The organism is Oleomonas cavernae (assembly GCF_003590945.1).
GTDB lineage: Bacteria > Pseudomonadota > Alphaproteobacteria > Zavarziniales > Zavarziniaceae > Zavarzinia > Zavarzinia cavernae.
In genome coordinates, this window is record NZ_QYUK01000011.1 from 3836178 (window position 1) to 3853955 (window position 17778).

The window sequence follows — 17778 nt, forward strand, 5'->3', positions numbered from 1 at the left end:
TGCTGCCGCGCAGCGGCGTCGTTCCCATTTATTTACAAACAGTCCAACCGGCTTGTAAATAGAGAAAATAAAGGTAACACTCCGGCGACAACAATCGGCGTCGCCAGGGAGGACGCTTGCCCGTGAACATCGACCTGCATGCCCATTTCGTGCCCCAGGCCTTTCCCGACGGGCGCGGGCGCTCGGCCCTGTGGCCGGCGATCGAGCACCGGCCGGACGGCCGGGCCGCGATCGTCATCGGCGGCCGGCCCTTTCGCGTCCTCGACGCCTGCAACTGGGATAGTGCCGCGCGGCTGGCCGACCTGGCGGCGGAAGGCGTGGACCGGCAAGTCATCTCCCCCATGCCGGAACTGCTCTCCCACTGGTTCGACGCGGCGGAGGCCGACCTGCTGTCCCGCCACATGAACGAGGCCCTTGCGGCACTCGTCGCCACCCAGCCTGACCGCTACCTCGGCCTGGGCATGGTTCCGGTGCAGGATCCCGAACTGGCCGCGCGGCGCCTGGAAGAGGTGAAGACGCTGGGGCTGCGCGGGGTCGAAATCGGCTCGCACATCAATGGCCTGCCGCTGGGCGACGCCTCGCTCGACCCGTTCTATGCGGCGGCCCAGGCCCTGGACCTCGCCATCATGGTGCACCCGCTGCACCCGGTCGGGCGGGAGCGCCTGGGCGGCAATCCGGCCCTGGCCGCGGCGGCTGCCTTCCCGCTGGACACGGCCCTGGCCGGCGCCTCGCTGCTGGCGGCCGGCATTCCCGACAAGTATCCCCGCCTGCGCATCCTGCTGTGCCATGGCGGCGGGGCCTTGCCGTGGATCCTGCCGCGGCTGGACCAGGTCTGGTCGCTGGGCGGCAGCCTGGGCGCGCTGTTCCCGCGCAAGCCCAGCGAAATGGCCAGGAAATTCTACTACGACACGGTGCTCTACGATGCGCCGTCGCTGCGCTTCCTGGCGCAGACGGTGGGCATCGACCGGATCGCGGTCGGCTCCGACTATCCTTTTGTCATCCAGCAGGGCCGGCCGGTGGACTTCGCCCTGGGCGCCCTGCACTGCCCCGGCGAGCAATTGGCGCGGAACGCCCTCGATTTCCTCGGGCTTGGCCATCAGTGCCCGGACCAATAGGCCGCCAGGATGAGCGTGGTTACAACGCCGATCCAGGCCTCGAACACGATCCGCCAGGGCAGAACCCGGCGCCCCAGTTCCATGAAGTGGACGAACACCAGGCGGATCTTCAGCGCCGCGATCAGCACCACGGCGGTGGCGGCATAGGGCGCGGCAAGGCTTCCCATATCCTCGGCCACCAGCCAGCTCGACAGCGTCGCCCCCAGCAGGATCGCCCAGATGCCGATGGCCGGGGGCAGGGTCAGGCCACGCATCACGCCCTCAACAGATAGAGCAGCGGGAACAGCATCAGCCACAGCAGATCGACCATGTGCCAATAGCACGCCGTGCTTTCGACCCAGATGAGATTGCCGGGCCCCGCCGGCCGGCCCCGGACCTTGAAGAAGACCAGGGCAAGGACCGCCATGCCGACCAGGTAGTGCAGGAAGTGAACCCCGGTGAAGACGAAATAATACATGAAGAAATCATTGGTCAGCATCGAGATGCCGCCCCGAATCTTCTCCACATATTCCGTCATCTTCAGGACGCCGAAGCCCGATCCGGCGGCGAAGGACAGCACAAGGTAGCGCTGCAACCGGCCCGCCCGGCCCTCGCGAGCGGCCTCGACCGCGCCGACCATGAACCAGGAACTGGTCAGCAGGAAGAAGGTGTTCAGCAGGCCGGTCCAGGGATCGAGCAGCAGCCTGGACTGTTCGAATAGGGTAACCGCCTGCGCCCGTTCGAAGATGAAGATCAGGAAGAACAGGCCGAACATGAAGATGTCGGCGCTCAGGAACATCCAGATCCCGGGATCGCCCGGGGGCGCCGCCGCCCCTTTTTGATGAGGCGACGGCGCGGCGTGGCTGGTCATTCGGCGGCTTGCGGCAGCACCACCCCGGCGGGCGGCCGGCCGGCCGCGTGCCGTTCCAGTTTCTCGGCTTCCAGGCGCTTGATGGCCGCCAGGATGTAGAAGGTCAAGGTCGGGCACCAGACGAACCAGACCGAGAATTCGATCCAGAAGTTGAGCAGGCCGGCCCGCTCGAACGGCCCGCTCTTGAAGAACGGCATCAGGCATTCGGCCGCGAAGCTGACGCCGACCCAGATGCCGTACCAGGCGAGCCAGCGCGGGATGAGCGGGTGCTCCCGCTTGTCCGACAGGAAGGCGACGCCCAGCGCCAGCATCTGCAGGGTGGTGACCGAGTAACCAAGGTCGATCAGCAGCCACGACCAGTCGTAGAGCAGTTGCAGCACCGGATCGCTCAGCGCTTCGGGGCGATAGGCCCCGGCCAGCCAGCCCGAACAGGAGACCAGGATCGGCACCACCGTCAGGCCGGCGCCCCACAGCGCCAGGGTCGAGAGGATGTTGCTCTCGCCCTCGACCCGTTCCACCACCTTGGCGATGGCCAGGCCCCAGACCATGTAGAGCACGGCAAAGGTCATGGCGATGACCATGCCGAGGCGCACGGTATTGGCGTTTTCGCGGAAGTAATGCCCGATGTCTTCCGCGGGCAAGGCGGCCGAAAACGGCGGAAGGTTGAACCCCATCAGCCCCCAGAAGCCGATGAACACCGCCATGAACAGCGGCCCCGCCCAGGCACAAAGCCGCCAGTACTTGAATTCGTCCAGCATTTCAGCCTCCCTTTGCCTGCCCGGCCCGATCAGAGGATCAGCACCGGTTTGATCGCCGTGCCGTTCGTGGTCGCATCGAACGCCTCGTTGATCTGGTCGAACGAAAATCGCGTGATCAGCCGGTCGAAGGGCAGCCGCCCGTCGAGATGGTACTGGACCAGTTGGGGAATGAAGACTTCCGGATCGCTGTCGCCCTCGACATAGGCCTTCACGCCCACGCCGCGCACCAGCATGGACAGGATGTTCGCCGGTAGGCTGGCGTCTGGCGGCGGCATGCCGACCAGGCCCAGCATGCCGTTGGGCAGCAGGGTTTCCAGCGCCGCGCCGATCACCGCCGGGATGCCCGTGGTATCCAGGGCATGGGATACCCCGCCGGGGCCGGCCTTCTTGACCGATGCCGTTACATCGGCGTCGCCGGTCGGATCGAGGGCGGCCGTCGCCCCCAACTCCAGCGCCAGGGCGCGCCGGCTCGGGTTTGGCTCGACGACGACGATCGCTGCGGCGCCGGCAATCTTCGCGGCCATGACCGCGCTGAGGCCGACGGCGCCCGCCCCGAAAATCGCCACGGAATCGCCCTGGTGGACCTTCAGCGAATTGAGGATCGAGCCGGCGCCGGTCTGGATGCCGCAGCCCAGCGGCCCCAGGAGTTCGATCGGCACCGCCTTCGAGACCACGATCGTGTTCTGTTCGCGCGCGATCAGGTGGCTGGCGAACGAGGACTGGCCGAAGAAGCGGGCGTTGACTGCGTCACCCTTGCGCGACATCGGGGTGGAGCCGTCCGAGACCCGCACGCCGCCGAAGTTCTCGGCCATGAAATTATAGCAATAGGACGGTGTCGAGCGTGCGCAATTGGGGCAGACGCCGCAGGAATCGAAGGTCAGGACGACATGGTCGCCGGGCCTGACCCGGGTGACGCCCGCGCCGACGGCCTCGACCACGCCCGAGCCCTCGTGGCCCAGCACGATCGGCAGCGGCACGGGGAAATCCCCCCGGCAGACGACGTCGGTGTGGCAGACACCGACACCGGCGACTTTCACCAGAACCTCGTCCCGGCGCGGCTGCTGCAGTTGCACGTCCTCAACCACGAAACGGCCGCCTGGCTCGGACAATATGGCCGCGCGGGCGGCAACAGCCGTCCGGCCGGCGCGCACGGGATCGAGCAGCGCATCCGCAATCGACATCTTATTCCTCCCTCGCGGCAGGAACCCACCGCGGATGTTGTGTGTCTGCGCTCATCTTCTGCCGCTGGTTGGCCGTGTCGCCCGACGAAAGTCGGGCCGGCGGCGTGGAAAGTGCACAGATCGGGTCAATCGGGGTGCCGACGGCGTCGATGTTGCTGCTGTATCGCAGGAGGTCATGATATATTTCAGAAAAACGAATACTGGCCGGAACAGCACGCCGAAGAGCGATGCGACCCCGACCGGGGGAAGCGAAATGGATAACAAGGCGAAGATGAAGGTCGAGGCGACAGGCCGGCGTGCGGCGGCGCAGCATAACGGGCTGGTCCCGTCGCCATGACCCAGAAGATTCCGGCCCCGGGCGCGCAGATCGATGATCATTCCTTCATCGGCGCCGGCCGGTTCGAGCCGCCGAGCTATGCCTTCTCACCTGTTACAACCCGTGCCCTGCGCTCGTTCACCGATGTCGGCCCGCTGTCCAAGGTAACGACCCTCATCGCGCCGCCCGGCTATGGCAAGACGGTGCTGATGACCCAGCTCTACAAGCTGGCGCTCGATCGCGGGGCGGTGTGTTTCTGGATCGGCATCGACGACCGGGCATCCGACCTGCCGATGCTGCTGGCGGCGATGGAGCACGCGATCGGCCTCGACCAGATCGGCGACGTGACGCCGATCATTCGCGATCCCCGCGGCAACATTCCCGACCGCATCGATCGCCTGGTCGCCCTGCTGAACCGGCAGGCCGGCGAGACCGTCTTCTTCCTGGACAACCTCAACGGCTGCACCGATCCGGCCCTGGCCCTGCTGCTCGATGCCCTGGTGTTCCGCACCTCGCCGTCGTTCCGGCTGATCATGAGCTCGACCATCCCGATCCCCTTCGATATCGCAAGGGCGCGCATCGAGATGAAGTTGCGACGGATCACGGCGGCGGAACTGGGCTTCGACCAGCATGCCACCGCGGCGATTCTCGAATCCGCCGGCTTGACCGCGCTGACCGAGGACACGATCGCCGCCGTCGTCGAGAAGACCGAGGGCTGGCCGGCCGCGATCCGCCTAGTGCAGTTGATCATGACCGGCGAAAGCGACCCGGAGCAGGGGCTGGAAAGCTTCTCGGGCGCGGACAGCGACTTTGCCGCCATGCTGTCGCGGCGGCTGATGGCCACCTTCGATGCCGACCTGGTGCGCTTCCTCTACGATATCGCCGAACTGCGGGGCTTTTCCGCCGAACTGGCCGCCGCCGCCACCGGCGACGCCCGCGCCGGGGAATGGATCCGTTATCTGGTCGAGCGCAACGTCCTGATCGTGCCGCTCGACCGCAGCCGGACCTGGTATCGCTTCCACGGCCTGTTCCGGCAATTCCTGCTGGCCGAGGCCGAACGGGTCCAGGCGCCGGACCGGCGGCTGGCCGTGATCGCCGCCGCGGCGGCGTGGCTGGACCAGCGGGGCGACCTCGCCTATGCGCTCGAACTGGCCCTGACCGCGCCTGTTATTTCGCAGGTTTCATCGATTCTCGAGCGCATCGCCCACCCGATGGTGCGCGACCGGGGCGAGTTGGCGACCTTCGTCGGCTGTGTCGAGCGGGCCCGGCTGCTGGGTGTCGACCTGGGGGTGGATACCCTCCTCTGGTACACCTGGGCGCTGGTCTTCACCCGGCAGTACGAGGAAGCGGTCGTCGCCCTGAACCTCCTGGCCGAGCGGATCGAGCGGGAGATTCCGGGCGCGCCCCGCAACCATGCCCTGTGGGGCAGGCATCGCATGATGCAGATCATGGTGAACTTCCATCTCGACCGCCTCACCGCCGTCCGCGAGGAGAGCCCAGGCTGGCTGCACGACTTTCCCGATGCCAACCCGTTCGAATATGCCGCCATCGCCGGCGGCTTCGGCATCGCCTCGGCCGTCGTTCACGACTTTCCCGCGGCGCGCGACGCCCTGCGCCTGTCGAATGCCTCGATCATCCGTTCGAGAAGCGACTATGGCCGGGCCTGGGTTGCCACTGTCGGCGTTACCATCGACCTGCTGCAGGGCGATCCGGCCGAGGCGGACCGGCAACTTCGGGACGTCGAACAGCGCGTGCGCACCAACTTAGGGGATGGTGCCAGCATCGTCTCGGTCCTGACCCTGGCCGAGGCCCGAGTGGCCGCGGACCTGGGGCGCTTTTCCGATGCGATGAGCCTTGTTACCTTCGGCATGGAGCGCGGGGTCAACGACGGCATCCTCGACACCACCTGGTTCGGCATCGACGTCGCCGTCGAATCGGCCAGCCTGGGTACCGGCCCCTTTACCCTGGCGGAACTCTATTCCTTCGCCCATCGCTATTCGCGGCGCCTGCCGCTGCTGCTGGACCTGGCCCTGATCCGCCAATGGCTGCGGGAAGGCAAGACGGCCGAGGCCCTGGAACGCGCGGAGGCCGCCGGCATCTGGGTGAAGCCCGGGTCTTTTCAGGCGCTGGCGCCGATGGTGACACCGATGGAGCAATCGGCCGCCTGCCTGGCCGGTATCGACCTGCTGACCGCGACCGGCAACCTCAAGGACGCCGGCGCCCTGCTCGACGAGGAGACGAAGCGGGCGACGGAGACCGGCCGGCGCCGCGAACAGGTGGAGCTGCACCTGATGCAGGCCGCGATCAAGATCCGCTCCGACAACCAGGATGCCGCGGTCAGGGCGCTGGCCCGCGCCATCACCATCGCCGCGCGCCGGCAACTGGTCCGGCCCTTTGTCCAGCAGCGCGGCCTCGTCACCCAGTTGATCGACGCCACGCCGATGAAGCGTTTCGGCCTGACCCTGGATACCGATGTCACGTTCTTCAACACGATCTGCACCATGCTGGGCGCCTCGCCCCAGGTGCTGAAGCCCAAGGTCGACGAGGACGAGGCCTTCCCGGTCGACCCGCCCACACCGCGGGAAATCGAGCTGCTGCAACTGCTCGATTCAGGCCTCGACAATACCCAGATCGCCGCCCGTCTCTCGCTCTCGGTGCCGACCGTGAAGTGGCACCTCTACAATATCTATTCCAAGCTGGGGTGAAGAACCGCGCCGGCGCCCTGGCCCGGGCCCGCACCCTGCGCGTGCTCCACCGCTGAACCGGACAAAAAGGAAGCGCCGGCGACATCGCTGTCGCCGGCGCTTTTGTTCCGGCAGATCAGTTGGCGAAGCGGCGCAGGTTGGACGGGGTATAGAAATCGTCGTCGGCCCGCCAGTCGAAATTGATCTCGTAGGGTTCCTCGTTGTTCATGCCGAAGGCGATGTAGCGATCACCGAGCAAGTCATAAAGGACCTCGACGCAATACAGCGGGACGGTCGCATCGGTATATTGGATCAGATGGCCTTCGGACACGCGCCACAACTCGCCACGGCCGTCGAAATGGTCGCCCGCGACGATCGACCAAGTGTCTTCATCCATGTAATAGACCCGCTTGGCATAGATATGCCGCGACGCCGGCTTCAGTGTCGCCTCGACCACCCAGACCCGATGCAACTCATAGCGGGTCAATTCCGGGTTCAGGTGCCCGGGCTTCAGAATGTCCGCGTATTTGAGCAAACGGTCATCGAGCCGGTTTGCATTGTAGGGAATATACATCTCCCGCTTGCCGACCAGCTTCCAGTCGTAACGATCGATGGCGCCGTTATACATGTCGAAATTGTCGTTGGTCCGGGCGCCGTCCGCTGCGATGCCCGGGTTGTCATAGCCGATTTCCGGCGCGCGCAGGACGCGCCTGGTACCGGCATTGTAGATCCAGGCCTGCCGCGGCGCCCGCACCGGGTTGATGCGGTCGATCGCCAGCAAGGTGGTGCCGGCGAGACGCTGGGGCTCCAGGATCTTCTGCACATCCTTCAGGACGATGTCGGCATTCTCCGGCGTCTCGGGAACACCGGAGCGGAAGGTCATCATATCCCGGTAGATCATCGGGTCGAAGGAACCGTTCCGCTGCACCACGGCCTGGATCACGCGGCGTTCGAAGGCCTGCCCGCGATAGCGCACAAGGTGGTTCCAGATCGCTTCCTGCCCGGTCTTGGGGATCGGGAAGGGAACCGTCGAGAGACCCAGGTCGGACAGGCCATAGCCGCCGTCGGCCAGTTCGGTCTTGGTCGATTGCGCCCGGATGTGCTGGTAGATCGTCTCGGGCAGGGCGGCACTCCGGTGCGTGGGATAGACGTTCATGAAGAACGTCTCCTTGTAGCGCGCCAGCATCGCGGCCTGGCCATCGGTCAGCTTGGCGCGATATTGCGCCATGTTCGCCGCGGTGATCTTGAACAGCGGCTTGTCCGCGGCATAGGGGTCAGGCCGCGAGACGCCCGGCACCACGCCCGGCAGCACCGTCTTGATCCCGCCGTCCCAGGCGGGGATCGAGCCGTCGGCATTGCCCGCGCGCTCGGCCCCCATCGGCGTCAGGTCGGTGCCCAGCCGGGCCGCCTCCTGCTCGGTAATCTTGGCAACGGCCGAAGCCGACACCATCAGGCACCCCAGCATCGCCACCGCGGCGATCGTCCTCTTGTTCACGTTCATGCCCTCCCCCAATCTCAAAACCGAGCCGTCGCGTTCAACGAGAAGAAGTCGCGATCTTTGCCGTAGTTGTATTCGCCGCCGATGAAGCGGACATAGGAGCCGCCGACGCTGTAACCCTGATAGTCAAGATCGAGGCCCAGCCCCAGGGCCATGCGGCCCTCGATATAGGTGCCGTCCGAGGCCGTGCCGTTGACGTCGTGCGACCAGCTCAGGAACGGCTTGGCATTGATGCCGGCGACGACGTCGGGATAGTCGAAGATGGCGCGGCCACGATAACCCCAGGAGAAGGTGGTGACATAACCGTCGTCGTCGCACTTCTTCGCCGTGGTTTCGCGGCAGACGCCGTTGCGGGCGCCCACGCCATAGACCGCCGTGCGACCGTAACGCTTGTCGGCAGGCAGGCCGTCCAGCATTTCGGCGCCCACTTCACCCAGGACAGTGATACCGACAGCGCCCAGCATGGGCGGCAGGACCTTGAAGCCCGACACGGTGGCGCGGTACTGATCGGCCTCGTCATAGCCGTGGTAGAGCGCGCCCGAGCCTATCCTGACGTCGGGCGAAATCGGCGTATCGACGGCGGCACCACCCGAAGCGAAGGCGGCGAGCAGGTCGTTGGCGTTGAGCTGGACCGGCATGTCGGGGCGATAGCTCACCTCGCCGGCCACCGAGACCCCGGCCAGGACCGAGGCGAAGCTGAGGCCGTAGAGCTGAATATCCTCCGGGTATTCGATCACGTACCTGAAATTGCCGCCCAGCGGGTCGCCCGGGATGAAGGGCACGCCGCCGTTCGCCGCCGTGGTGTTGAAGACGCTGATATAGGGCGTGCGGCTGTGGTAGTTGACGAAATAGGCGCCGAACTCGGTGTCGAGACCGGCGGAGTAGTAACGCAGGGCGGCGCCATACTGGCCGCCGTCGTTGGCATCGAGGTCCTCCGCGCGCTTGGCGACGCGGCCGCCGGCGATCGCGGCGGTATCGGCCAGTGCCGCGCCCAGGGTGAAGCCGTTGCAGCCGTGGGCCACCGCGTCGACGGTCGAGAAGTAGGTGCCGCAGGCATCGATCTCGGTCGGCGCCCATTCGAACTCGTAGAAGGCCTCCAGGCTGAGATCGCCGGTGATGCCGAAATTGACATAGGCGAGGCCGACCGGGAGCAGCCCCTCCTTGAGCTCGGCCCCGGGGCGGCGGAAGGCGCTGACGTCGATCGGGTTGATCGAGTTGATGCCGCCGCCGATGAAGGTGCTCTCGCCCCAGCTCACCACCTGGCGGCCGACGCGGGCCTCCAGCGCATGGTCGCCCAGGTCGAAGGAGCCGCGGACATAGGCTTCGAGCAGTTCGACGCCCTTGAACTGGGCAAGATCGGACAGGCCGTCGTCGGACAGGGGCGCGCCGGCCCGGTAGCCGTTGACCATGTTGCCGTGGGGCCGATCGCCTTCCGACAGTTCATAGTCGTACCAGGCCTTGCCGCTGATCACGGCGCCGAAATTCTCGTAGGAAAGTTTCAGCTCGGACAGCGCCTTGACACCGCTCGAGACGACATCGCCCTTGTCGAAGTTCAGCGACGGATCGTCATAGGCATTGGTCGAGGCATAGCCGCCGGGCCGGTTGCCGGGCGCGATGAACTCGAGGCTGGGGTCTTCCGCGCGGATCAGGATGCCTGCGCTGAGGACGGTGGAGAATGAAATATCGACATTGCCCACCTGGTATTCCGCGGCGCTGGCGACAGTGGTGGTGAGCAGGCCCACGGCAGCCAGTGCGGACGCCGTGACGGCACGCGCCGGCACAGATTTTATCTTCACGCTTCCCCCTTCGGCCCCTTGGGGCCGCTGCGATTGACCGGCGATCATTCGTCACCGGCCGTTGATTTTTTGGTTCGCTTTATTTCAGTACGCTAGCAAACTATTATGGCGAATTGAAACCAAGAATCGCGGGGCGAGTCAACTTTTTTCAGGGGCGGCGGCAAGCGGATGATGTCATCATCGGCCGCCTCGTCGAAAATCACGGTAACGTCGCGTAATGCTGGAATACGGGCGCGTCAGCCGACAGAGCAGAAATGCCGGCGGCCAATCTGTAGGAACCGGGATCTGTCCGAGGCCGGATCGATGATTAGAGCATTTGCTAATATATGATGCGTATGTGTATCACAATGTCTGCGCGCACTTCGCTGGTGGAAGCCCCTTTGGAGCCCAGAACATGAGCAGCCTCGTCAACCGCCAGATCCGCCTGGTCAGGCGCCCCCAGGGCGTGCCCCAGCCATCGCATTTCGAACGGGCCGACGCACCGGTGCCCGACCTCGCCGCGGGCGAGATCCTGGTGCGCAACCACTACCTGTCGGTCGATCCCGCCCAGCGCGGCTGGGCCAATGACGAGGGCAACTACAGCACGCCGGTGCCGCTGAACTCGCCCATGCGGGCGCTGGCGGTGGGCGAGGTCGTCGACAGCCGGGCAGAGGGTTTCGCCGCCGGCGACTACCTCTATGGCTGGTTCGGCTGGCAGGACTATTGTGTCGCCACGCCCGCGGCGGTGTTGCGCCGGGTGACCGAGAAGGCGATCCCGTTGACGGCCAGCCTGGGCGTGCTGGGCATCAACGGCCTGACCGCCCATCTCGCCTTCCACAAGCTGGGCCGGCCGCGGGCGGGCGATATCGTGCTGGTATCAACCGCCGCCGGCAGCGTCGGCAGCTTCGTCGGCCAACTGGCCAGGATCGCCGGCTGCCGCGCGGTGGGCGTGACCGGCTCGCCCGAGAAGGTGGCAACCGCGGTTGCCCGCTACGGCTATGCCCAGGCGATCGACTATCGCCACGAGCCGGATATCGAGGCTGCCATTGCGCGGGCCTGCCCGGAGGGCATCGACGTGTTCTTCGACAATACCGGCGGCGCCATCGCCGACGCCGCCCGAGGCCTGATGCGCCTGGGCGGCCGCATCGTCCAATGCGGCACCGCCGCCACCGCGGCCTGGACACCGCCGCCCACGGGCCCGCGTGCCGAACGCAACGTGCTGACCAAGCGGCTGACCTGGTCCGGCTTCGTGATTTTCGACCATCTCGACGACTTCGCCGCCACGGCCGCCAAGCTGGCCGCGCTGATCGAGAGCGGCCAGTTGATCTATGACGAGGACATCGTCGAGGGCCTGGAGAATGCGCCGGACGCCCTGACCCGGCTCTACACCGGCGAGAACCGGGGCAAGTCGATCATCAGCCTGGTATAGAACCACCAAGATATCGCCGCAGGGCGAAGGGACCGCCCAGATAGGCGGGAAAGCCGAGGCTCGCGACCAGGGCGTAATCGATCACACGCTGGTCGGCCGCCGCCAGCCGGTCGGCATAGGGCGAAACCGCGGCGGCGCTGCGGGCCAGCAGGCGCGCCGCCAGGGCCTGGACCGGATCGGTCAACACGCCTTCAAACCACAGGCCGGCGCTTTCGCCGCCCGCCACCAGGCTGCCGGCGGCCGCCCCCGGCACCGGCAGCGCGGTATGCAGGCGGGCGGCGGCGGCACCGATGCCCAGTTCCTGGACCGCCGCATCGATCACGTCGAGCGGCAGGCCGGCCGCCTTTCCGGTCTCGATCTCGAAGCGCAGGGCGCCCAGGATCGCCGTCTCGATGGTGTCCAGTTCCGTGGGCAGGCTCGCCGCCTTGGCGCGCTTCTCGAACTCCAGCTTGCCCAGGAACAGGGTCTGGATCATGTTGCGCGGCTCGGGCCGCTGGATCAGGCGCGAGAAGACGTCCATCTCCCAGGCGATGGCCTCGTCCATCGGCCTGGGGAAACCGCCGGCGATACAGTCGAGAATGGCCAGCGGTGCCGGATAGCGGTCGCCGGAAGCCGCCAGCACCGCCTGCCTGGCCTGTTCGACCGTGCGCAGGGCGGCGGGCTCGTCGCCCTTGTGCCAGTCCGGCTCGTCCCACGGCTGGGTCGGGCGCGGCTTGGAAAGCAGCCAGCGCTCGGCCGCGGCCACTTCCTCGCCGACCGGCACCACGATGTCGGCCACGCCGGCCAGCATCGCCTCGACCGGCGAAAGCCGCTTGCCTTCCAGCAGCACCGGCAGGGCCGCGGCGACGCCGACCAGGCGCGGCAGGCGTTGCGTTCCCCCGGCCCCGGGCAGCAATCCGACCAGGGATTCAGGCAGGCCCAGGGCCGTGCGCGGGCTGTCGGTCAGGACCCGGTAGTGCGCCGCCAGGGCAAATTCGCAACCGCCGCCCAGGGCCAGGCCGTTGATCGCCGCGGCCACCGGCTTGCCGCTGGTCTCCAGCGCGCGCAGGGCCTGGCTCAAGGGGAAGAAGTGATCATAGGCGACACGCCCACGCTCGCCACGCGGGCTCTGCATGATCATGTCATAGGCGACGCCCAACTCGTTCAGGTCCGCCCCGGCACAGAAGGCCGACTTGCCCGAGCGGATCACGACACCGGCCACGTCGCTATCGCGCAGCCAGGCGGCGAAGCGGCCCAACTCGTGGATTGCCGCGTTGGAAAACACGTTCATCGACCGGTCGGGCATGTCGAAGACGAGGTGGACAAGGCCTTCGCGGGCGGATTCGACGCGGAATTCACGGAACACAGGAAGATCGGTCATCGTTTCCTCAGGCGTTATGTTTCCTGCCGCCGGTGGCGGCTCCATCCCCACACCGTCATTCCGGCGAAGGCCGGAATCCATTGTCGTGCGAGGGCTAGGACACCTCCCAGTGTGGCGCCGCAGGTTACGCCTGCCCCCACGATGGATTCCGGCCTTCGCCGGAATGACGGCAAAGGGTGAGGCTGCCGTCCCCTAGATACTCCGGCTCACCAGTTCCTTCATGATCTCGGAACTGCCGCCATAGATGCGGCGGACGCGGGCATCGCGCCACAGCTTGGCGATGGCATATTCGTTCATGTAACCGGCACCGCCATGAAGCTGCAGCGCGGCGTCCATGATCTCCCACTGGGTTTCGGTGTGCCACAGCTTGGAGGCGGAGGCCTCGGCGGCGGTCAGCTTGCCCTCGACATGGCGCTGGATCGCCCAGTCCAGATGGGCCCAGCCGACCTGGAGCTTGGCCGACAGGTCGGCCAGGGTGAAGCGGGTGTTCTGGAACTGGAACACCTTCTGGCCGAAAGCGGTACGCTCCTTGGTGAAGGCGACCGCCTCGTCGAAGGCGCGCTGCGCCGCCGATTGGGCGCTGATCGAGATCGACAGGCGCTCCTGCACCAGCTCGTTCATCAGGACGACGAAGCCGCGGTTCTCGAGGCCCAGGCAATTGGCGACCGGCACGCGCACGTCCGAGAAGAACAATTCGCTGGTGTCGGACGAGAACTGGCCAATCTTGTCGAGGTTGCGCCCGCGCGAGAAACCGGCGCGGTCCGCCTCGACCAGGATCAGGCTGGTGCCCTTGGCGCCTTCCTGCGGGTTGGTCTTGGCGACGACGATGATCAGGTCGGCGTTCTGGCCGTTGGTGATGTAGGTCTTGGAACCGTTGACGACATATTCGTCGCCCTCGCGCACCGCCGTGGTGCGCACGCCCTGGAGATCGGAGCCGGCGCCCGGCTCGGTCATGGCGATGGCGACGATGAGTTCGCCTGTCACCATGCGGGGCAGGTATTTCGCCTTCTGCGCGCCGGTGGCGTGGTTCTGCATATAACCGATGGTGATATCGGATTGCAGAGTCACGGTATCGGTCGAGCCGGCGTAGCTCAGCTCCTCGTTCAAGACCGCGTTATAGCGGAAATCGAGGCCCAGGCCGCCGTGTTCCTCCGGCACCGAGGGGCAGAGATAGCCGGCCTCGCCCATCTTGAGCCAGAAGCCGCGGTCGACGATGCCGGCCTCTTCCCAGCGTGCCAGGTTCGGGGTGAATTCCCGCTCCAGGAAGCGGCGGAACTGGTCCCGGAACATCCCCAGGGACTCATCGGTCGCCGGGCGGGTCAATGTCTTTGCCATGATCCTGCGGCCCCTTAAAACGCGACCTGATCCGCGCCCTTCAGCGACAGGATCTCGCGGGCCTCGTCAGGGGTGGCGATCTCGAGGCCCAGGCCTTCCACGATCTGCCGCACCTGGGTGACCTGGGCGGCGTTACTTTCGGCCAGCTTGCCCTTGCCGATCCACAAGCTGTCTTCCAGGCCGACACGGACATTGCCGCCCATGGCGGCGCCCATGGCCGCGATCGGCATCTGGCTGCGGCCTGCGCCCAGCACCGACCAGCGATACTGATCGCCGAACAGCCGGTCGGCCGTGCGCTTCATGTGCATCACGTCCTCCGGGTGCGGGCCGATACCGCCCAGCAGGCCGAACACGGTCTGAATGAACAGGGGCGCCTTCACCAGGCCCTGCTGCCAGAAATAGTGCAGGTTGTAGAGGTGACTGGTGTCGTAACACTCGAACTCGTAGCGGGTGTTGGTCTCGTTCAAGGTGCGCAGGGCGTAGTCGATGTCCTTGAAGGAGTTGCGGAACACCAGGTCGCGGGAATTCTCCAGCATCTGGGGTTCCCAGTCGTGCTTGAAGTCCTTGAAGCGATCCAGCATCGGGAACAGACCGAAATTCATCGAGCCCATGTTCAGGCTGGCGACTTCCGGCTTCCACACGGCTGCCGGGCGGATGCGCTCCTCGACCGACATGAAGGGCGAGCCGCCGGTGGTCAAGTTCACCACCAGGTCGGAACGCTGCTTGATCACGCGCAGGAACGGCTCGAAGGCTTCCGGCGTCTGATCCGGCCGGCCATCGACCGGGTTACGGGCATGAAGATGGACGATCGCCGCCCCGGCTTGCGCCGCGCCGATCGCCGCTTCGGCGATTTCCTGCGCCGTCACCGGCAGGTGGGGCGACATCGAGGGGGTGTGAATCGAGCCCGTCACCGCGCAGGTGATGATGACCTTGTTGGCTTTTGCCATGTTGTTTCCTCCGGCCGCCTGGGCAGCCGTTATTCCGCGGCCGAGCGCAACTGCTTGTGCTCGGAAAACAATTGCCGGGCGATGATCAGCTTCATCACCTCGATGGAGCCGCCGGCGATCTTGATGATACGGGCGTCGGCATAGGCGCGGCAAATCGGGTATTCCCACATGTAACCCCAGCCGCCGAACAATTGCAGGCACTCGTCCACCGCCTTGCAGTGCAGGTTCGCGGTGATCATCTTGGCGATCGCGGCATCCACCGGGTCGAGCTTGCCCGCCATGAACAGGGCGATGCACTTGTCGGTATAGACCCGGGCGACGGTCGACTCGGCCTGGAGTTCGGCCAGCTTGAACTGGGTGTTCTGGAAGTCGGCCACCGTCTGGCCGAAGGCGCGGCGCTGCGAGGTATAGTCGACGGTCCAGCCGATCACGGTTTCGACCACCGTGGCCGAGCGGATGGCCTGGGCCAGGCGCTCCTGCGCCAGCTTGGTCATCATCTGCTGGAAGCCCTTGCCCTCCTCGCCCAGGATGTTGCTGGCGGGGATGCGGACGCCATCGAAGAACAGTTCCGAAGTGTCCTGGGCATGCATGCCCAGCTTGTCGAGATTGCGCCCGCGGCGAAAGCCCTCGCGGTTGGTCTCGACGATGAACAGGGTGATGCCCTTGGCGCCGGCGGCACTGTCGGTCTTGGTGGCCAGGACGATGAAGTCGCACAACTGCCCGTTGGAGATGAAGACCTTCTGGCCGTTGATCACGAAGTCGTCGCCGTCGCGGGTGGCGCGGGTGCGGATCGCCTTCAAATCACTGCCGGCATGCGGCTCGGTCATGCCCAAGGAGCCGATCGCCTCGCCCGCCACCATCTTGGGCAGCCACTTGCGCTTCTGCTCCTCGGTGCCGAAGGAGAGGATATAGGTGGCGACCAGGTCGGTATGGATGAGGAAGCCGGGGCCGCTGGCGCCGACGCGCCACAATTCTTCGAACACCACCACGTCGAACAGATAGTCGAGGCCCAGGCCGCCGTATTCCTCGGGCACCGTGCAGCACAGCAAGCCGGCGGCGCCGGCCTTCAGCCACAGCTCGCGCGGCACGATGCCGTCCTTCTCCCACTGGGCGTGGAAGGGCACCACCTCGCGCTCCATGAAGCGGCGCACGGAGTCCCTGAATATGTTGTGTTCTTCCTGGAACAGATCCCGCTCGATCATCGCGTTGCCGCCCTGTTTTTATGTCGCTTACCGTAAACTAGCGTACTATATGCGCATTCCCGCCGGGGAAGCAAGACGGCATCGCCGACGGTCAGAGCCTGGCCGAGAAACCGGCCCAGTCGCGCGCCAGTGATTCGCGATGCGCGGGCGCCGCGACGGCGATCAGCGCAGCGGCGCGGCCGGCATGATCCCGCCCCCGAAGGTCGGCGATGCCGTATTCGGTCGCGACCACGTCGATGTCGAAGCGCCCCAGCGAGACAAGGCCGCTGGCCTTGCCGGGCAGGACGATCCGGCTGATCGCGCCGGTCGCCGCCGGCAGGGCGACGATGCGCAGGCCGCCGTCGCTGAGCCGGGCACCCCGGGCAAAGTCCGAGGCGCCGCCCGGGCCTGACATCAGGCCCCGGGGGGTCAGCTCGGCATAGGCCTGGCCGAACAGGTCGACCTCGATCGCCGAATTGATCGCCGTGAAGCGGGGGATGCGGGCGATGATTTCGGTCGCATGCGTATGGGATACCGGCTGGAAATCGAAGGCCTCGCCGCCCACCGCGTCGTAGAGCGCCTGGGAGCCGATGGCGACCCCGGCCGTTACCGGCCGGCCGGCGGCGAGTGCGCCGGCCGCGACCAGGTCCAGCACACCGTCGCCGACCAGGCCTGAATGAATGCGCAGGTCCCGGTGCCCGGTCAGCGCCCGCATCAAGCCCCCGGGACCTTGCCCAGGCCGGTCTGCAAGGTCGCGCCATCGGGAATGATGCCGGCCAGGTGCAGGGCGATGGCGGCGGAAACCTCGTCCGTGCCATTCATGCCGGCCCCCGGCAGCGCGAATCCGCCGTCGTCGACGACGGCGGTCAGCTTGTCCCAGGGAATGCCGGGATGGCCCGGCGTGCGCGGCATCAGCGGGTTGACATGGGCGATGCGCACCGGGATGCGTTCCCAGATGTCGGCCAGGAAATCGACCACCGGGCCGAAGCTGCACCGGCCGGCCGCATCGGGCGGCGCGACGGTGAACAGGGCGGCGGCGATCGGCACGCGGCGCAGATGCGCCAGGATATCGCCATAACACAACGGCAGGAAATCGACGGCGGCGCCCGCCGCGCGCAGTTCCGGGGTCAGGAAGAAGGTGCTGACCCGGCATCGGTCGTTGGCGAGGTAGCTCGCCCGGTTGAGCCGGGGACGAAGATCCCGGTAAAGGTCATCGCCCCCAGGGCCGCCCCGGCAGTCATTACCCCTGCGTTCAGGGCCGGGGATTCCCCGCAACACCCCTGAACATAGGTCAGCCCGCCCGGTGGCAGCACGCTGGCCAGATCACCTGGCCTGATCGTGACCGGCGC

At 66.4% G+C, this 17778-nt stretch carries 15 protein-coding genes; 3 read left to right on the top strand and 12 right to left on the bottom strand.

The window, feature by feature from the left end:
• Positions 1-122: 122 nt before the first annotated feature.
• Positions 123-1115 carry an amidohydrolase family protein gene (locus D3874_RS22395; RefSeq protein ID WP_158596167.1) on the top strand — a complete coding sequence of 331 codons (993 nt, stop codon included), beginning with the start codon at positions 123-125 and terminating at the stop codon, positions 1113-1115.
• Here D3874_RS22395 and D3874_RS22400 read toward each other — a convergent pair.
• Genes D3874_RS22400 through D3874_RS22415 form a run of 4 tightly spaced genes read right to left on the bottom strand, consistent with a single transcriptional unit; the run spans position 1097 to position 3904 of the window.
• On the bottom strand, positions 1097-1369 hold the full coding sequence (locus tag D3874_RS22400; protein WP_119781149.1) for a cytochrome C oxidase subunit IV family protein: 273 nt from the start codon (positions 1367-1369) through the stop codon (positions 1097-1099). The two genes, D3874_RS22395 and D3874_RS22400, sit on opposite strands and share 19 nt — an antisense overlap.
• A complete protein-coding gene (locus D3874_RS22405) occupies positions 1369-1965 on the bottom strand; it encodes a cytochrome c oxidase subunit 3 (RefSeq protein ID WP_199699216.1) in 597 nt (198 codons plus the stop codon). Before D3874_RS22405 ends, D3874_RS22400 begins: the two co-directional genes overlap by 1 nt.
• Positions 1962-2723: a hypothetical protein gene (locus tag D3874_RS22410; RefSeq protein WP_119781155.1), complete on the bottom strand. Its 762-nt coding sequence runs from the start codon at positions 2721-2723 to the stop codon at positions 1962-1964. The genes D3874_RS22405 and D3874_RS22410 overlap by 4 nt, the downstream gene beginning before the upstream one ends.
• Before the next feature lie 29 nt (positions 2724-2752).
• Positions 2753-3904 (bottom strand): NAD(P)-dependent alcohol dehydrogenase, encoded by a 1152-nt coding sequence (locus D3874_RS22415; protein WP_119781158.1) that lies wholly within the window; start codon positions 3902-3904, stop codon positions 2753-2755.
• A 333-nt stretch (positions 3905-4237) separates the two neighbouring features.
• Here D3874_RS22415 and D3874_RS22420 point away from each other — a divergent pair, with 333 nt between their 5' ends.
• Positions 4238-6925 carry a LuxR C-terminal-related transcriptional regulator gene (locus D3874_RS22420; RefSeq protein ID WP_119781161.1) on the top strand — a complete coding sequence of 896 codons (2688 nt, stop codon included), beginning with the start codon at positions 4238-4240 and terminating at the stop codon, positions 6923-6925.
• A gap of 115 nt (positions 6926-7040) precedes the next feature.
• On the opposite strand, the gene D3874_RS22425 is transcribed toward D3874_RS22420, so the two are convergent.
• Positions 7041-8405, bottom strand: coding sequence for a DUF1329 domain-containing protein (locus D3874_RS22425; RefSeq protein WP_119782440.1), 1365 nt, complete (start codon positions 8403-8405; stop codon positions 7041-7043).
• 14 nt (positions 8406-8419) lie between these two features.
• The gene (locus tag D3874_RS22430; RefSeq protein WP_158596168.1) at positions 8420-10198 is read right to left on the bottom strand and encodes a DUF1302 domain-containing protein; all 1779 of its coding nucleotides are present in this window, start codon (positions 10196-10198) and stop codon (positions 8420-8422) included.
• A 394-nt stretch (positions 10199-10592) separates the two neighbouring features.
• Between D3874_RS22430 and D3874_RS22435 the strand changes: the two genes are divergently transcribed.
• Positions 10593-11606 (top strand): NADP-dependent oxidoreductase, encoded by a 1014-nt coding sequence (locus D3874_RS22435; RefSeq protein WP_119781166.1) that lies wholly within the window; start codon positions 10593-10595, stop codon positions 11604-11606.
• Here the strand turns inward: D3874_RS22435 and D3874_RS22440 are convergent.
• The 6 genes from D3874_RS22440 to D3874_RS28790 form a co-directional block, all read right to left on the bottom strand.
• Positions 11593-12966, bottom strand: a complete 1374-nt coding sequence (locus tag D3874_RS22440) for an enoyl-CoA hydratase-related protein (protein WP_158596169.1) — start codon at positions 12964-12966, stop codon at positions 11593-11595. The two genes, D3874_RS22435 and D3874_RS22440, sit on opposite strands and share 14 nt — an antisense overlap.
• 192 nt (positions 12967-13158) lie before the next feature.
• Entirely contained in the window at positions 13159-14301 is a 1143-nt protein-coding gene (locus D3874_RS22445; protein WP_119781171.1) for an acyl-CoA dehydrogenase family protein, read from the bottom strand.
• Positions 14302-14315: 14 nt separating this feature from the next.
• A complete protein-coding gene (locus tag D3874_RS22450) occupies positions 14316-15248 on the bottom strand; it encodes a BKACE family enzyme (RefSeq protein WP_119781174.1) in 933 nt (310 codons plus the stop codon).
• A gap of 29 nt (positions 15249-15277) precedes the next feature.
• Positions 15278-16450 carry an acyl-CoA dehydrogenase family protein gene (locus D3874_RS22455; protein ID WP_119781177.1) on the bottom strand — a complete coding sequence of 391 codons (1173 nt, stop codon included), beginning with the start codon at positions 16448-16450 and terminating at the stop codon, positions 15278-15280.
• Between the two features lie 91 nt (positions 16451-16541).
• Positions 16542-17144 carry an acetyl-CoA hydrolase/transferase C-terminal domain-containing protein gene (locus D3874_RS28785; protein WP_158596170.1) on the bottom strand — a complete coding sequence of 201 codons (603 nt, stop codon included), beginning with the start codon at positions 17142-17144 and terminating at the stop codon, positions 16542-16544.
• Positions 17144-17704, bottom strand: a complete 561-nt coding sequence (locus D3874_RS28790; protein ID WP_158596171.1) for a hypothetical protein — start codon at positions 17702-17704, stop codon at positions 17144-17146. The genes D3874_RS28785 and D3874_RS28790 overlap by 1 nt, the downstream gene beginning before the upstream one ends.
• Between the last annotated feature and the right edge of the window lie 74 nt (positions 17705-17778).

Excerpts from the sequence above, each read along its gene's own strand:
- D3874_RS22400 (WP_119781149.1), bottom strand. The coding sequence starts at position 1,369 with ATGCGTGGCCTGACCCTGCCCCCGGCCATCGGCATCTGGGCGATCCTG.
- D3874_RS22405 (WP_199699216.1), bottom strand. The coding sequence starts at position 1,965 with ATGACCAGCCACGCCGCGCCGTCGCCTCATCAAAAAGGGGCGGCGGCG.
- D3874_RS22410 (WP_119781155.1), bottom strand. The coding sequence starts at position 2,723 with ATGCTGGACGAATTCAAGTACTGGCGGCTTTGTGCCTGGGCGGGGCCG.
- D3874_RS22415 (WP_119781158.1), bottom strand. The coding sequence starts at position 3,904 with ATGTCGATTGCGGATGCGCTGCTCGATCCCGTGCGCGCCGGCCGGACG.
- D3874_RS22420 (WP_119781161.1), top strand. The coding sequence starts at position 4,238 with ATGACCCAGAAGATTCCGGCCCCGGGCGCGCAGATCGATGATCATTCC.
- D3874_RS22425 (WP_119782440.1), bottom strand. The coding sequence starts at position 8,405 with ATGAACGTGAACAAGAGGACGATCGCCGCGGTGGCGATGCTGGGGTGC.
- D3874_RS22435 (WP_119781166.1), top strand. The coding sequence starts at position 10,593 with ATGAGCAGCCTCGTCAACCGCCAGATCCGCCTGGTCAGGCGCCCCCAG.
- D3874_RS22440 (WP_158596169.1), bottom strand. The coding sequence starts at position 12,966 with ATGACCGATCTTCCTGTGTTCCGTGAATTCCGCGTCGAATCCGCCCGC.
- D3874_RS22445 (WP_119781171.1), bottom strand. The coding sequence starts at position 14,301 with ATGGCAAAGACATTGACCCGCCCGGCGACCGATGAGTCCCTGGGGATG.
- D3874_RS22450 (WP_119781174.1), bottom strand. The coding sequence starts at position 15,248 with ATGGCAAAAGCCAACAAGGTCATCATCACCTGCGCGGTGACGGGCTCG.
- D3874_RS22455 (WP_119781177.1), bottom strand. The coding sequence starts at position 16,450 with ATGATCGAGCGGGATCTGTTCCAGGAAGAACACAACATATTCAGGGAC.
- D3874_RS28785 (WP_158596170.1), bottom strand. The coding sequence starts at position 17,144 with ATGCGGGCGCTGACCGGGCACCGGGACCTGCGCATTCATTCAGGCCTG.